This window comes from Pseudomonas sp. S37 (genome assembly GCF_016658545.1).
Taxonomy (GTDB): domain Bacteria; phylum Pseudomonadota; class Gammaproteobacteria; order Pseudomonadales; family Pseudomonadaceae; genus Aquipseudomonas.
Genome location: NZ_JACVZC010000141.1, coordinates 1 through 14,388, shown reverse-complemented (window position 1 = coordinate 14,388; position 14,388 = coordinate 1). Strand labels below are relative to the sequence as shown.

The 14,388-nt window shown below is 61.2% G+C and carries 14 protein-coding genes; 5 read left to right on the top strand and 9 right to left on the bottom strand.

Going from position 1 to position 14,388, the window contains the following annotated elements:
* Positions 1–170: 170 nt before the first annotated feature.
* Together salA and IAE39_RS26425 are read right to left on the bottom strand one after the other, a co-directional pair.
* Positions 171–1,454 (bottom strand): salicylate 1-monooxygenase, encoded by a 1,284-nt coding sequence (gene salA, locus IAE39_RS26430; protein WP_201207442.1) that lies wholly within the window; start codon positions 1,452–1,454, stop codon positions 171–173.
* 111 nt (positions 1,455–1,565) lie between these two features.
* Complete coding sequence (locus tag IAE39_RS26425; protein ID WP_201207441.1) at positions 1,566–2,903, bottom strand: MFS transporter; 1,338 nt, start codon at positions 2,901–2,903, stop codon at positions 1,566–1,568.
* Positions 2,904–3,135: 232 nt separating this feature from the next.
* Between IAE39_RS26425 and IAE39_RS26420 the strand changes: the two genes are divergently transcribed.
* On the top strand, positions 3,136–4,050 hold the full coding sequence (locus tag IAE39_RS26420; protein WP_201207440.1) for a LysR family transcriptional regulator: 915 nt from the start codon (positions 3,136–3,138) through the stop codon (positions 4,048–4,050).
* On the opposite strand, the gene IAE39_RS26415 is transcribed toward IAE39_RS26420, so the two are convergent.
* On the bottom strand, positions 4,047–5,210 hold the full coding sequence (locus tag IAE39_RS26415; RefSeq protein WP_201207439.1) for an MFS transporter: 1,164 nt from the start codon (positions 5,208–5,210) through the stop codon (positions 4,047–4,049). The two genes, IAE39_RS26420 and IAE39_RS26415, sit on opposite strands and share 4 nt — an antisense overlap.
* Before the next feature lie 283 nt (positions 5,211–5,493).
* Here IAE39_RS26415 and IAE39_RS26410 point away from each other — a divergent pair, with 283 nt between their 5' ends.
* Positions 5,494–6,711, top strand: coding sequence for an amidohydrolase family protein (locus IAE39_RS26410; protein ID WP_201207438.1), 1,218 nt, complete (start codon positions 5,494–5,496; stop codon positions 6,709–6,711).
* A gap of 509 nt (positions 6,712–7,220) precedes the next feature.
* Positions 7,221–8,054, top strand: coding sequence for a hypothetical protein (locus IAE39_RS26405; protein ID WP_201207437.1), 834 nt, complete (start codon positions 7,221–7,223; stop codon positions 8,052–8,054).
* A gap of 127 nt (positions 8,055–8,181) precedes the next feature.
* Here IAE39_RS26405 and IAE39_RS26400 read toward each other — a convergent pair whose 3' ends face one another.
* Together IAE39_RS26400 and IAE39_RS26395 are read right to left on the bottom strand one after the other, a co-directional pair.
* A complete protein-coding gene (locus IAE39_RS26400; protein ID WP_201207436.1) occupies positions 8,182–9,060 on the bottom strand; it encodes a LysR substrate-binding domain-containing protein in 879 nt (292 codons plus the stop codon).
* 123 nt (positions 9,061–9,183) lie between these two features.
* Positions 9,184–9,633 carry a GNAT family N-acetyltransferase gene (locus IAE39_RS26395; protein WP_201207435.1) on the bottom strand — a complete coding sequence of 150 codons (450 nt, stop codon included), beginning with the start codon at positions 9,631–9,633 and terminating at the stop codon, positions 9,184–9,186.
* Between the two features lie 241 nt (positions 9,634–9,874).
* Here IAE39_RS26395 and IAE39_RS26390 point away from each other — a divergent pair, with 241 nt between their 5' ends.
* Together IAE39_RS26390 and IAE39_RS26385 are read left to right on the top strand one after the other, a co-directional pair.
* On the top strand, positions 9,875–10,570 hold the full coding sequence (locus IAE39_RS26390) for a 3-oxoacid CoA-transferase subunit A (RefSeq protein ID WP_201207434.1): 696 nt from the start codon (positions 9,875–9,877) through the stop codon (positions 10,568–10,570).
* 8 nt (positions 10,571–10,578) lie between these two features.
* Positions 10,579–11,220 carry a 3-oxoacid CoA-transferase subunit B gene (locus IAE39_RS26385; RefSeq protein WP_201207433.1) on the top strand — a complete coding sequence of 214 codons (642 nt, stop codon included), beginning with the start codon at positions 10,579–10,581 and terminating at the stop codon, positions 11,218–11,220.
* Between the two features lie 375 nt (positions 11,221–11,595).
* On the opposite strand, the gene IAE39_RS26380 is transcribed toward IAE39_RS26385, so the two are convergent.
* From IAE39_RS26380 to IAE39_RS29815, 4 genes are all read right to left on the bottom strand, one after another.
* Entirely contained in the window at positions 11,596–12,357 is a 762-nt protein-coding gene (locus IAE39_RS26380) for an HvfC family RiPP maturation protein (protein ID WP_201207432.1), read from the bottom strand.
* Positions 12,350–13,195 carry an HvfB family MNIO-type RiPP peptide maturase gene (locus tag IAE39_RS26375; protein ID WP_201207431.1) on the bottom strand — a complete coding sequence of 282 codons (846 nt, stop codon included), beginning with the start codon at positions 13,193–13,195 and terminating at the stop codon, positions 12,350–12,352. The genes IAE39_RS26380 and IAE39_RS26375 overlap by 8 nt, the downstream gene beginning before the upstream one ends.
* 64 nt (positions 13,196–13,259) lie before the next feature.
* The gene (locus tag IAE39_RS26370; RefSeq protein WP_201207430.1) at positions 13,260–13,787 is read right to left on the bottom strand and encodes an HvfA family oxazolone/thioamide-modified RiPP metallophore; all 528 of its coding nucleotides are present in this window, start codon (positions 13,785–13,787) and stop codon (positions 13,260–13,262) included.
* A gap of 417 nt (positions 13,788–14,204) precedes the next feature.
* Positions 14,205–14,388 (bottom strand): hypothetical protein (locus IAE39_RS29815; protein WP_236548831.1); only part of this gene is annotated, 184 nt, incomplete at its 5' end.

Here is a 14,388-nt window from a genome sequence, read left to right as displayed (position 1 = left end):
GTAGGAGCGGCTTTAGCCGCGAACACCGGCGCAGCCGGTGCCATACACCGCGCTGGTTTCTTCGCGGTGAACCCGCTCCCACAAGGTACTGTGCTGGCTTCAGGCTCACGCTGTACTTGTAGGAGCGGCTTTAGCCGCGAACACCGGCGCAGCCGGTGCCAGCCACTCAATCAGGCCGCCTGCACCTGCAACCCCAACAGCCGCCGGGCCTGCCTCAGGTCATCCTGCAAATCATGGTTCCACAACCAGTCAAAGCGCTCACCCAGCACCTTGCCCAGCAACTGCGGATCATCCAGCACAGCCGGGTCACGAAACTCATACAACTCCCCCGCTTCCCACGAGGTGCGCTGCACCCGGCACGCACGCGGGCGCCGCACTGCGTCATACGCCTCAAGAACTGCCTGCGGCCGACCGCCAACCACGCCCGGGTCAGCCAACAACCGCGCCAGCAACCAGGCATCTTCCAGCCCCTGCCCGGCTCCCGCGCCCTGGTGCGGCAACATGGCGTGCGCAGCATCACCCATCAGCCCAACCCGGCCATGAACGTACCCAGGCAACTCGGCAAGGTCATGCAACGCCCACAGCGAGGGTGTGGCAATACACTCCAGCAGCACCTGCGCCGCGTCGCCCCAACCCTCGAAAGCCTTGAGCATTTGCGCCTGCGTCGCCTGACGCACCCACGGCGCATCGGTTGGCCATACCGGGTTCGGCTGGCTACGGTCCGAAACAAACGCCACCACGTTGATCAAACGCCCCTGCTTGACCGGGAATGTGAGGATATGGCGATCCAGCCCCAGGTACATCTGCGGCACATCGACCAGGTGCTCACCCACACCACGCGCCCAGCAGGCTTCGCGCAACTGCGCACTGTCGATCAGCCCACGGTAGGCGCAGGTGCCACTGAAGCGCGGCGCCACACGCGGCACACCAAGCCCGTCAAGTACATGGTCACGAATGGCCGACTTGATACCGTCGGCACCAATCAGCAAGTCGCAGTGATGCTCGGTACCGTCGGTAAAGCTCACGCGCACCCGCTCGCCCACCTGCTCGACCTGCTGCGCACGCTTGCCGAACCGGGCAACCCCCGCCGGCAACTGGCTGGCCAGCGCATCGAGAAAGTCAGCCCGGTGCACCGACGACTGCCCCACCCCTTCTGCCACGCTGCTGCCCAGGTACTGCGCATCACGCCCATCGCGCCATTCGAACCACACGTCCTGCCACGGTGCCGCGGTACTGTCGGCAATCCTGGCGTAGGGTTCGCCAACTCCCAAGCCGGCAATGGCACGCACGGCATTGGCACCAAACGAAACACCTGCGCCCACTTCACCAAAGGCGGCCGCCGATTCGAACAGTTGAACCTTGAGATGCGCATGGCGGCAAAGATCGAGCGCCAGTGCCACACCGGCGATACCACCACCAATAATGGAAACTTCAAGTACAGTCGCGTTATGCATTGCAAGGTACCTCGGGGCTGATTGTTATTGGAATGCACCGATCATTACTGCTGGCAGACCATTGATAAATATTGCGAAACCCATAAGCGCCATCACCGGCCTGAATATCCCTCAGCCAGTAACGCGCTGAACGCCTCCAATGCGCCGCGCTGCAACCTGGCGGCGGATAAACAGCAAAATAGCGAATGCGCCAATGGCGCCCGGTATGGCAAATGCCAGGAAGCTGCTCTGGTAAGGCAAGTTGGCGCCATGCAGCACGCCGCCCAGCACCGGCCCGACAATCGCGCCCAGGCGGCCTATGCCCATTGCCCAACCAAGGCCGGTCGAACGGATATGCGCCGGGTAGTACTGCACCGCACAGGCGTTGGCCAGGATCTGCGTACCGATGGTCGACGCACCAGCGGCCGCGATAAGCAGGTACAGCACCGCCACCGGCGCGTTGAGCGCCAGCAGGCTGAGCGATAACGCACCGCAGGCAAAGAACCCCAGCAACACCCTGGCGATACCCACACGATCCCCCAGCCAGCCGCCTGCAATCGCACCGACAATCGCGCCGCAGTTGAGCACCAGCAGAAATGCCAGGCTGGAGTTCAACCCGTAACCCGCACTGTTCATCAACTTGGGCAGCCACGAACTCAGTGCGTAGACCATCAGCAAGCAGCAGAAGAATGCCGCCCATAACGTCAGCGTGTTAACGGCCCGCCCTTCACTGAAAATTTCCCGGATCGACACTTTCGCCCCCCGTGTCGAAGCCAGGCTGAACTGATCATCGCGCTGGGGCAGATAGGCTGAAGTAGCCTGGGCCAGCAAGACCTTGGCGCGCTCGGCCTGGCCATTGCGCAGCAGAAAGTCCATGGACTCCGGCAACTGGCTGATCAGCAACGGCAGCAGCAACAACGGGATCACGGCCACATAGAACACCGCCTGCCAGCCCCACTGCGGGATGAACCACATTCCCAACCCGGCCGACAACATGCCGCCCAGTGAATAGCCGCTGAACATGATCGCCACCAGGGTGCTGCGCAACTTGCTTGGGGCGTACTCGTTCATCAGCGCGACCACGTTCGGCATGACGCCGCCGATGCCGAGCCCGGCAACAAAACGGCACAACGCGAAGGTTTCGGGTGAACTGGCCAACCCGTTCAGCGCAGTGACCCCGCTGAACAACAGCACGCAAGCCGTGATGGTCTTGCGCCGGCCGATCCGGTCCGACAGCGAACCGAAGAACAGCGCGCCCAACATCATGCCGACCAGCGCACAACTGCCCAGCGCCCCCGCCTGCAGCGCACTGAGGTTCCACTCGGCCATCAGCGATGGCAGTACCACGCCATATATGACCAGGTCATAGCCGTCGAAAATGATGATCAGCGCACACCAGAACAGTACACGCGCGTGAAAGGCATTGAACCGGGCCCCGTCCAGCAGGGCCGCCGCATTGATGTTTCGCATGGCATCGCTCGTTCTTGTAGTTGTCATGGGGCACGCCCCTGTTGGCTAGCGCGAACCATCATGACCAAGGCGAAACACGGCTGACATGCAGTCAATCGAATAGTGGCTATTTCAGCTGTGAATAGGAGGCACACATACCTGATGAGTCTTGTTTGGTGTAACGTTGCGTCAGAACGCTGATTAAACTTGAAAACAATACCTAAAGCGTCTGCATCAATACCCGTGAGGTATCATGGAATTACGCGAACTCGACCTGAACCTGCTGCTGGTATTCAACCAGCTATTGATCGACCGCAAAGTCTCGACCGCTGCCGAACACCTGGACCTGACCCAGCCCGCCATGAGCAACGCCCTGAAGCGCCTGCGCACCGTGTTGCAGGATGAGTTGTTCGTGCGCACCTACCAGGGCATGGAACCCACCCCTTATGCATTGCAATTGGCTGAACCGGTCACCACAGCCATTCAGACGTTGCGCGATGCATTCGGCCGCCAGGACACTTTCGACCCTGCCACCAGCAGCCGCCGCTTTACCATGGCCATGACCGACATCGGCGAAATCTACTTCATGCCCAAATTGATGGATGCCTTTGCCGCACAGGCCCCCGGCTGCACCATCAGTACCTTGCGCAACTCGACCGACACCCTGGCCGAAGGGCTGCAGAACGGCAGCATCGATCTGGCAGTTGGTCTGTTGCCGCATTTGCAGGCGGGGTTCTTTCAGCGGCGGCTGTTCCACCATCGTTATGTGTGCCTGTGCCGCAACGGCCACCCCGCTACGCAGCAGCCGCTGAGCGTGGAGCGGTTCATGAGTTTCGGTCATGTGAATGTGGTGGCGGCCAACACCGGGCATGGCGAGGTCGATACGTATTACGCGCGGGCGGGGGTGGTGCGCAACATTCGCCTGGAAGTACCGCATTTCGTGGCGGTGGGGCACATCTTGCAGCGCAGTGATTTGCTGGCAACGGTGCCGGAGCGCTTCGCCAGCAGTTGCCAGGTCCCGTTCGGCTTGAGCATTTTGCCGCCACCGGTTGAACTGCCGAACATCGAGATCAACCTGTTCTGGCATGGGCGGTTCAACAAGGACCCGGCGAACCGCTGGTTGCGGCAACTGATGTTCGAGGTGTTTTCAGATACCCACCTGCTCTAGAGCCGCGTACACGCCACCTTGTTGCGCACCCTGGTTTTGCCCGCGCCCAGGCAGGTAACGGCAAAGGCTATTACCAACGCCCCCGTCCCCAACAGGAAGATCAACTGCTGGTTGGACCCTTCCACCAGCAGGGCAATCAGCGCTGGCGTCACTGCCGCAGCGCCCATCAAGGTGATACTGACCAGCGGTGTGAGCTTGCCCGTCGGGTCGTTGGTGGTGATCAACGCCATGTAGTACGACAACGCCAGCACCCAGCCAAAGTTGATCAACAACAATGCCACGAACAACTGCACCGGCGTGCGGGTATGCCCGGTGAGCATGGCGATGGAGATGAACACCGCCACCAGGCCCACGGCGATCATCAACTGACGGTTGACCCGCGCGCCCAGCAAACTCGGCAGCCCCGCACCTGGCAGGCCCCCCACGGCCGACAGGCCGAACGCCCAGCCGATATCGACACCGTCGATACCCTGGTCGCGCGCCAGCTGGTCGATGAAGCCCCACACGCAGTAGATGGCGATCTGCATGAACAGCATGCCCACCAACGCCGTGCGCCCGGTACGTGCCGAACCGCCCTGGGCCGGCGAGCCTTCGCCGCTGGCCAGCGCAGCCGCCGGGCGCCGTGGCAGCACCAGGCTGGCACCGCAGATCAGCAGGTACCACAGGCCGAACGCGCTCAACGCTGTGACCGTACCGCTCTGTGCAGCAAGCAGTGGCAACGCTGCGGAAAACAGCGAGTACTCCGGCGTTTGCAGCAACAGCATCAGGCCGAACGAGCGGTCCTGGTTGGGCAAACGGCCCAGCGTCGACACCGCATAGGCATATACCAGCCCCGCGCAGGTACCGGCCGCCAGGCGCACCACCAGCAACAGGGTGCTGGTGGTGGCAAAGGCAGTGGCAATGCTCAGCGCCACGCACAGTGCCCCCACCACCAGGCACAGGCTGCGCCCGCCGTGGCGCTTCATCAGCAATGGGCACAGCAAGGTGCCCAGGGTCATGCCGATCATCTCGACCGACACCACCCAGCCCTGCTGGTCGAGTGACAGGCTCAGTTGCTCGGTGACCAACCCCATGAAGATGGGTTGCACGCCACAGACAATGAAGGAAGTACAGGCAATGAAAATCAGCGCGGCACGCAGCAGCTTGGCATCATGGGTCATGACGGACTCCGACACGGCATTTGTTTTTATTGTGTGTGACGACCCGCCCTGAAAGGCGCCGAAGCAGGCGACCGGGCGGGTCTCGGGGGCAATCCTGGGCCGGCAGCGAAGCCTTTGAAAGTTAATTATCGGAATCGACTTCAGTGCAGTTTTTAATGCAGGCCAAGTTGCCCAGCCTGCATCCAGAAACGCACTGCACCCGATCCTGATAATTAATTGGAGACAGGCGCGCATCCGCCCTACCGTGTTACGTCACTTAAGCCTGAGTAGAAAAGGCCCGATCATGAACGACCGTGAGTTCATCAATGCCATCGACGCCGATGGCCTGCCCCTGCACATTGCCGTCAGCAACGGCCGCATCAGCCACATCGGCCCGCAACGCGCCAGCACCCCGGCCAGTGAGACCATCGACCTGGAAGGCCTGCTGGTGCTGCCGGGCTTCGTCGACGGCCACATCCACCTGGACAAAAGCTTCGTCGGTGACCGTTGGCGGCCGCACCAGCCTGTCGCCAGCCTGCGCGAGCGCTTGGCCGTGGAAAAACGCGAACTCGCCAGCGCCCCGCCCATCGTCGAACGTGCTGATGCACTGATGCGCCAGGCCGCTTCGTACGGCACCCTGGCCATGCGCTGCCATGTGGACGTGGACGCCAGCACCGGCCTTACCAACCTGCGCGCCATTCTTGAGGCGCGCGACAAATGGAAAGACCTGCTCGACATCGAGCTGGTGGCGTTCCCCCAGGCCGGCGTAGTGACCTGCCCCGGCACCGCCGAGGTCATGGAAGCAGCCATTCGCGAAGGCGTGCAGGTGGTCGGCGGCATCGACCCTACGACCCTGGACGGCGACGCCGACGCCCAGCTCGACATCGTGTTCGGCCTCGCTGACCGGCATGGCGTGAAAGTCGATATCCACCTGCATGAGCCCGGCGACATCTGCATCGCCCAGCTTGAGCGCATTGCTGCGCGCACCCACGCGCTGGGCATGCAAGGCCTGGTCGCAGTCAGCCATGCCTATGGCTTGGGCGACGTAACCGACGCAGTGGTCGACCGCACCGCCGAAGTGCTGGCCGGCGCCGGCATTTCGATCATGACCAACGCCCCCGGCGACCACGCCTTCCCGCCCGTACTGCGCCTGCGCGCGGGGGGTGTGCGGGTGTTCACCGGCAACGACAACATCCAGGATGCCTGGTGGCCTTATGGCAATGGCGACATGCTGCAGCGGGCGATGCTGGTCAGCTACCGCTCGGGCTTCAACACCGACGAAGAACTGCGCGTGGCGCTGGAGATGGCGACCGAGGCCAGCGCCGGAGTGATGGGCAAGCAGGACTGTGGTTTGAAGGTGGGCAACGAGGCCAGCTTCGTGCTGTTCAGGGCGCCGAACGCGGCCGCAGCGGTGGCGGCGGCCATTCATGAACGGGTGATCGTGCGCCACGGCGCGTTCTGGGGCGGGCCTGCGCAGTTGCAGTTGCAGGCGGCGCAGTTTGCGACCGAGCTGCGTCGCTGAAGGGCTGACGCGACCAGCACGTGGGAGCGGGCCTCGGAACGCTTCCACAAAACCAGCGCAAACCCGGGAAATGGCCAATCTGGCAAGCTTCACTTTGCCACCCTCAACCGGGGCTACCCGCCACAAATTCCGACATCATACGAAATACTCTGCTCGTTATTTTGCCCGCTCCAGCGCAGAGGTTACGGTATGCTAGCCCCCTCCCCGGTTTGACTGCCTTCAACTGGTCCAATGCTACGCTTGAAGGTATGTGTTCAGGCAATGCGTGAAAGAGGGTTGATTGTATGAGCAACCGAAACATTTGGGAGACCCTGTTGCAATGGGTTTCCCCGCCTTCAAAAGAGTCCTTGGCAATCGCTAGGCGGTTAAATGCGGTTGCTGAGCAGGTGCAGGTCAGTGATCATGGCTCTGTCTCCATTTCCGCAACTACCATCCTGCAGGATGTTGAATTTGCACGCGCGTGTGAGGCAGCCAAGCGAGCGATTTCAAAGTCTCACTAGGTACCGGCAATGGGTTTTCTCCTCGTTCTACCCATCCTCATCTGCGGCTTCATCTATTGTAAATACAATTTCTACGACAAGACGCTCATTGCGAAATATGAAGGACAGTCACTGTATCTGCATATCGCAATGAGAGGACTCGTTCTGGCATTACCGTGGCTAGCCGTGGTGTTTCTCATCGAGTTGCTCACAGTGGGTTTTTGGGGGCTTGCCGATCTTTTAGTGAATCGGGGGTTTACTACCGCTACAGAGCAGCATCTGTTTTCGACGATGCTGGTCGCCATCCTCACCGCACCGCTTTACGCCTATCTGGCAGCAAAGATACGTTTCAAGATCACCCGTTATCGCCACGGTCTGAGGAACGATTACCTCACTCGCTCCTTCATCCTTGAAACCATGCTACCCACCAGCACGCACCAATCGCTGCTGCTTGATTCGCTGTTCAACAAGCGCCTGTACATGTTCAGCATGGAGGATCGGAAGGTGTATATCGGGTGGGTGAAGAATTTCGGTAACCTGCAGGACCACGACTCAAATAACGATGAAGGGTTTTCGATCATTCCGATCTACAGTGGCTTTCGTGACAAGGACCAGTTGACCGTGGAGTTCACCACTTTCTACGACAGGGTATACGACGCGGTAAAAAAGGGTCCGATTTCAGGCATTGATGACGGGACGGAAGACAGCTGCAGCAGAGCGAGCCGGGCCGACGAGATAGGCAGCCTGTTCAGCATCAGCCTGCTGCAGAAGAACATCGTGTCGATGACATTCTTCGAAGGTGCATTTTGGCAGGAATTCAAAAGGAATGAGGTCAAGCCCGAGAAGGATGCCGTCGAGGGATGATTGATTGCCAGCAAGCCCAATTGAACTTGGCCGGTAACGCAATCAACTGCAGACGCGGACTTTTCCCAAACACGGGCGAATCAACGCCATTCACCGCACGGCCAGCTGAGAGCTATCAGCCCAGGCCTCACTCCGCCTCAGCCCGCAAAATCCCGATCAGAATCTGCGCCAACTCCATCACCATTGGGTCCGCCGTAGGACGATGAAAAATCGCCGCCTCAAACACCTTGATCGGCTTGAACCCCTGCTCCGCCCCCAGCACCCGGTGCCCGCCCGTCACTACCCGCGACGGCAACAGGCTGATCCCCAGCCCATTGGCCACTGCTTCCTGGATCCCAGCCAGGCTCGAACTGGTAAACGCAATCCGCCAACTGCGCCCCATCGCCTCGACTGCAGCAATCATGTCATCGCGGTACAACCCGCGTGGTGGAAAGGTCACCAGCGGGATCGGGTCCTGAGCGAAACAAGGGTACTGCGCACTGTCGATCCACTCGATACGCTCCGGCTGGCAGGCATTGGCCTCACGGCTATGCCGGCGCTGCTTGATCAGCACCAGGTCTAGCTCGCCACGGTCGTAAGTGCTCATCAGATCCCGGCTCAAACCGCCGGTAATCTCCAGTTTCACCGTCGGGTTGCGCCGGTTGAACGCCGCCAGCGCCTGCATCGTCTTGCCCGCGACAAAATCGTCCGGCAGGCCGATACGCACGGTCACTGTTACCCCGCCCGACATGGCCTCGGTCAGCTGGCTGCTCACCGCCAGCAGGTGCCGGGCATAGCCCAGCAGGGTTTCCCCGGCATCGGTCGGGTGCACCTCGCGGTTACTGCGGTCGAGCAACTGGTGGCCGACCATTTCTTCCAGGCGGCGTACTTTCTGGCTGACCGTGGACTGGGTGGAATGGAGGCGCGCGGCGGCGGTGGTGAAGCTGCCGCAATCGGCCACCATGACCACGGTGCGGAGCATGTCCAGGTCGTAGATGGCGCGGTTGGGGTTGGTGGATTCTGGCATATGGCGGGTTCAGCTTCTGCAGTGGGGCTTGCGGCATGATGCCTGAAGCTGGGCTGCTTTATGCATTGCCGTTGTGCGAGATGCGCTTTGTACGCACGCACGCCTGATGCCTAGTGGCACGAATCAAGGTACCACTGTTTTCTCGAAGTAAACGCGCTTGAAACCCTCTTCCGTGCGCTGCCCCACCTGGACATAACCGAGCCTGGGGTAGATCGAGAGGTTTTCGGTCATCTTTTCGTTGGTGTAGAGTTGCACGGCGCCTATTCCACGCTGCTGGGCGGCATTTTCACAGAAAGCGATCAGTGCCTTGCCTACACCACGGCCGGCGGCACTGGGCAGCACGGCCACGTTCTCCAGCAGCATATGCCCCTGCTCGGCATGGAACACGATAAAGCCCTGGAAGTTCGACTGGTCATCGGTCGCCACGTAGACCATGCCTTGCGCGATCTGCCAGGCATAGTCTGCGCTCATCGGGGCTGGCTTGCGTCCGATGAGTGGCACATAGCGGGCGTAGGCCTGTTCGGCGCACGCTCGGATCGCGGGCTCATCGGTGGCTACGGCCAGCCGGATCATGATGGTCTCCTTGCTGATCAGAACGAAGCGCAATGGGGTAACTGGCGACTGGAACTGCTCGCATATCGCACAACAGTTCGATAATCGCACAAATTCCGCCAAACCCCCTCTACTGTTGCCCTATCTTGCGGCACGCTATGGCGAAAGTCAGCAAACAATTGCACGTGCTGACAGGCCCCACCGCTTCACGCGCTCCGGCCAGCCCGACAACCACAACTCCAGGAACAACCAGGAGCTCGCCTTGATCAATAAAACGTTTGAGTCCATCGCCAGCGCGGTGGAAGGGATCACCGACGGATCGACCATCATGGTCGGTGGCTTCGGCACTGCCGGCATGCCGTCCGAGCTGATCGACGGCCTGATCGCCACCGGTGCCCGTGACCTGACCATCATCAGCAACAACGCCGGCAACGGCGAGATCGGCCTGGCCGCCCTGCTCATGGCAGGCAGCGTGCGCAAGGTGATCTGCTCGTTCCCGCGCCAGTCCGACTCGTACGTGTTCGACGAGCTGTACCGCGCCGGCAAGATCGAACTGGAAGTGGTGCCCCAAGGCAACCTGGCCGAGCGCATTCGCGCAGCGGGCTCGGGCATTGGTGCGTTCTTCTCGCCGACCGGCTACGGCACATTGCTGGCCGAAGGCAAGGAAACCCGCGAAATCGACGGCCGCCAGTACGTGCTGGAAATGCCACTGCACGCCGACTTCGCCCTGATCAAGGCGCACAAAGGCGACCGTTGGGGCAACCTGACCTACCGCAAGGCCGCGCGCAACTTTGGCCCGATCATGGCCATGGCCGCCAAGACCGCCATCGCCCAGGTCGACCAGGTTGTCGAACTCGGTGAACTGGACCCGGAGCACATCATTACCCCGGGTATCTTCGTCCAGCGCGTGGTCGCCGTTGCCGGCGCTGGCGCTTCTTCGCTTGCCAACGCTGTCTGAGGCCTGCCATGACCATCACCAAAAAGCTCTCCCGCACCGAGATGGCCCAGCGCGTGGCCACCGACATCCAGGAAGGTGCCTACGTCAACCTAGGCATTGGCGCCCCGACCCTGGTGGCCAACTACCTCGGCGACAAGGAAGTGTTCCTGCACAGCGAGAACGGCCTGCTGGGCATGGGCCCAAGCCCGGCGCCGGGCGAGGAAGACGATGACCTGATCAACGCCGGCAAGCAGCACGTGACCCTGCTGACCGGTGGCGCCTTCTTCCACCATGCCGACTCGTTCTCGATGATGCGTGGCGGCCACCTGGACATCGCCGTGCTCGGTGCCTTCCAGGTGTCGGTTAAAGGCGACCTGGCCAACTGGCACACTGGTGCTGAAGGTTCGATCCCTGCCGTAGGCGGCGCGATGGACCTGGCCACCGGCGCCCGCCAAGTGTTCGTGATGATGGACCACCTGACCAAGACCGGCGAAAGCAAGCTGGTGCCCGAGTGCACCTACCCGCTGACCGGTATTGGTTGCGTCAGCCGTATCTACACCGACCTGGCCGTGCTGGAAGTGACGGCTGAAGGGCTGAAAGTGGTCGAGATCTGTGCGGATATCGACTTTGACGAGCTGCAGAAGTTGAGTGGTGTGCCGCTGATCAAATAATCGGCGCAGCAGGCCGGCAAGCGCCCGCTTGCCAATGTTGCAGGGCTGCTGTCTGTACCACACTGTCTCTATGTGGGAGCGGCCTTGCGTCGCGATTGGGCTGCAAAGCAGCCCCAACAATTTCTGCATCTGCGCTGAAACCCTGGGGCTGCTCCGCAGCCCTATCGCGACACAAGGCCGCTCCCACAGGTACTGCGCGTGCCTTGAAGGCAACGCCGTCCAACTGGCAGACCCCGCCTTGCTCAAACCTCAAAGACAAGCGCCATCCCTGTGGGAGCGGGTTCACCCGCGAATACCGACAAAGCCGGTGCCAACTATCCCGCTACCTCAACAATCCCTCCCCACCCATACCAATTTCCCTTTTCCCTTCTCCCTTCAACCACTTTTCCGCAGGTTGGCATCCCGCGGGCGTGCGCCGAGCACCACGCCTTGCGCTTTGAGGCTATGCAGCAAGGCAGCGCCTTGGGCTTGGATGGCATGCTGTTCGATACCTGCAATTTCCGCGAGGGCGTTGAGGTGTTCGTGACCGGTGAGCGGCTGTTGTTGCAACGACACCAACAGGGCGTATGCCAAGGGGGCAAGGCGCGAGAAGTGAATGTTCTGATCTGCGCCGCGACGGGCCAGTAGTAGCGTAGGCTCGGCTGGCGCTTCCAGCGGAATGTAACCGGGCCCGATCTGGCTGACCGGCCAGGCATAAGCCAATGGCACGGCGAGGCTGGACAGCACCGGTATGCCATCGAGTAAATCGCCCTCTGGATCATGAGACCGCTCGGCACTGTCGCTGAGGAGCAGTACGCTCTCGATCCATTCGTAATGGGCCAATTCGGCCACCCAACCGGGCAGATCGCTGCGGGTCTCCAGATAATTGACCCACTCCCCGGCCACCTCAGTGAACAGCGGGGTCTTGCAGCGATGGCCGGCGTAAAAATCTGAAGTGAGAGCCTGCCATTGCGCATTCGCCAAGCTGGCGCATAACACCGGGAACCCGCCGGCCAGCAACGATTGCACATTACCGAGGAACAATTGTCGATACACCGCCAGACGCCGGGTTTCGATACCGGGTGGCGGCGCATTGGCGCTCGGGTCGCGAATGTAGCGGGTCATGCGCAATTGCTGCTCACGCAAGGTCTCATCCATGACGCACCTCCAGCGATCGGGCAGTCGCTTGCACGTCACGAATGTAATCCACTTCACCAAGCAACTCGCTCAGTGGTGGGAAGTTGAAGTCGCGCTCCAGCAAGGTCGGCACCGGGCCCACGTGCTGATAGACGCTGGCCAACAGGCGCCAGACATCGCCTTGCACAGCTGCACCATGCGTATCGATTTTCAGGTCCGGTGCTTCGTCGTAATGCCCGGCCACATGCAGGCAAACCACACGCTCGGCCGGCACGCGCGCAAGGAACGCCGCAGCGTCATAGCCATGGTTGCAAGCGTTGACGGCCAGGTTGTTGACATCCAGCAGCAGGTCGCAGTCGGCCTCATCCAGCACCGCGCGCAGGAAGTCGATCTCGCTCATCGCCTGGTACGGCGCCGCGTAATAGGAGATGTTTTCCACCGCGATGCGCCGACCCAGGGCGTCCTGTACCTCACGGATGCGTGCGGCGGTATGGCGCACGGCCTCGTCGGTGAACGGCATGGGGATCAGGTCGTACAAATGGCCGTCATCGGAGCAGTAGCTGAGGTGCTCGCTGAACAACGGTACAGCGTGCCGGTCGAGAAACGCGCGGATACGCTTTAGAAATACGTGATCCAACGGCTCGGGGCCACCGAGGGACAGCGACAGGCCGTGACAGGACAACGGGAAACGTTCGGCCAGGCGAGCCAGGTTTTCGCCATAGCTGCCACCGACGCCAATCCAGTTGTCCGGCGCACACTCAAGAAAATCTACTGCCTCCGCATCCATCTTCAGCAACTCTGGCAGCAATGAACGACGCAAACCGAGCCCTGCGCCTTGTAGGGTTAGTAAGCTACTCATAGGTGTTCTCTCTAAGGCCATGATCCCTCCCCGGCCAATGGCACGGGGAGGACATCGGCGATGGTCAGTTCTTGGCCTGGCTCAACTTGCCGTACAGATCGGAAGGGAATGGATTGCCGTTGGCGTCGAATTGATTTTTGCGGAACTGATAGACCTCGCCCTCGGAGAGGAAACCGTCGTGATTGGCATCGATGGCGTCGAACTCGGCATTGGCCTGCGGCGCTACGGCCAGCAATTCTGCACGCGAGACACGGCCATCATGGTCAGCGTCAGTACGGGCGAAGGAGGCGTCGCCGCATTTGCCCTCACCGCACTTGCCTTCGGACTGGGTCGCTTTGGCCTGGGCGCCACTGGCACCGCACTTGCCCTCACCGCACTTACCTTCGGACTGGGTTGCTTTGGCCCTGGCGCCACTGGCACCGCACTTGCCCTCACCACATTTGCCCTCGCCGGCCTTTTCTGCGGCAGCGAGTTGGTAGCCTTGGGGCAGCGCTTCGACGGCAAAGGCAGCAGAGGTCATGTTGATACCACCGACCAAGGCTACAGTGAGCAGGCCGAGACGGGTCTTGTTGGGGAACTGGAAACGAGACATTGTGCTTCTCCGGATTTTTGTGCGGTTGGGCCTCTGGGGCGAAAGAGCCAGGGAACGAGGCCCATGGGCCGTTTCGTTCAGGCAGGCTCATTTGGCCTGAGGCATGTATCCGAGAAGTATCCGGAGAGAGAGGCAATTGTAAGCAAAGGCCCAGAAGCGAGCAGCGAGATACACAGGGATACATTCGACACACGGGAAACATCTGCAGGGACGGGCATTCGAGCGGGGCAGTCCACCCTTGTAGGAGCGGCCTTGCGTCGCGATTGGGCTGCAAAGCAGCCCCTGGACTTTCAGCTTCGCCGCAGAAATCACCGGGGCCGCTGCGCGGCCCTTTCGCGACACAAGGCCGCTCTACAGGTCCAGCGCATGCCTTGAAGGCTGCGCCGCCCAACTGGCAGCCCCCGCGCTGCTCAAACCTCAAAGACAATTGCCATCCATGTGGGAGCGTGGGAGCGGGTTCACCCGCGAACACCGGCAATGCCGGTGCCAACCACCGCGCTGCCCCCATGACATCAACTGCCGTGCATCATCTTCAAACCACACGATCTCTTTGTAGGAGATTACCCAGCCCTCCCGGGCTGCGCTGTCGCGCAGCAAACAT

What these genes read in the sequence shown, in the direction of transcription:
- IAE39_RS26420 (WP_201207440.1), top strand. Translation starts at nt 3,136, where the DNA reads ATGGAATTACGCGAACTCGACCTGAACCTGCTGCTGGTATTCAACCAG.
- IAE39_RS26370 (WP_201207430.1), bottom strand. Translation starts at nt 13,787, where the DNA reads ATGTCTCGTTTCCAGTTCCCCAACAAGACCCGTCTCGGCCTGCTCACT.
- IAE39_RS26385 (WP_201207433.1), top strand. Translation starts at nt 10,579, where the DNA reads ATGACCATCACCAAAAAGCTCTCCCGCACCGAGATGGCCCAGCGCGTG.
- IAE39_RS26375 (WP_201207431.1), bottom strand. Translation starts at nt 13,195, where the DNA reads ATGAGTAGCTTACTAACCCTACAAGGCGCAGGGCTCGGTTTGCGTCGT.
- IAE39_RS26395 (WP_201207435.1), bottom strand. Translation starts at nt 9,633, where the DNA reads ATGATCCGGCTGGCCGTAGCCACCGATGAGCCCGCGATCCGAGCGTGC.
- IAE39_RS26410 (WP_201207438.1), top strand. Translation starts at nt 5,494, where the DNA reads ATGAACGACCGTGAGTTCATCAATGCCATCGACGCCGATGGCCTGCCC.
- IAE39_RS26425 (WP_201207441.1), bottom strand. Translation starts at nt 2,903, where the DNA reads ATGCGAAACATCAATGCGGCGGCCCTGCTGGACGGGGCCCGGTTCAAT.
- IAE39_RS26405 (WP_201207437.1), top strand. Translation starts at nt 7,221, where the DNA reads ATGGGTTTTCTCCTCGTTCTACCCATCCTCATCTGCGGCTTCATCTAT.
- IAE39_RS26380 (WP_201207432.1), bottom strand. Translation starts at nt 12,357, where the DNA reads ATGGATGAGACCTTGCGTGAGCAGCAATTGCGCATGACCCGCTACATT.
- salA (WP_201207442.1), bottom strand. Translation starts at nt 1,454, where the DNA reads ATGCATAACGCGACTGTACTTGAAGTTTCCATTATTGGTGGTGGTATC.
- IAE39_RS26415 (WP_201207439.1), bottom strand. Translation starts at nt 5,210, where the DNA reads ATGACCCATGATGCCAAGCTGCTGCGTGCCGCGCTGATTTTCATTGCC.
- IAE39_RS26400 (WP_201207436.1), bottom strand. Translation starts at nt 9,060, where the DNA reads ATGCCAGAATCCACCAACCCCAACCGCGCCATCTACGACCTGGACATG.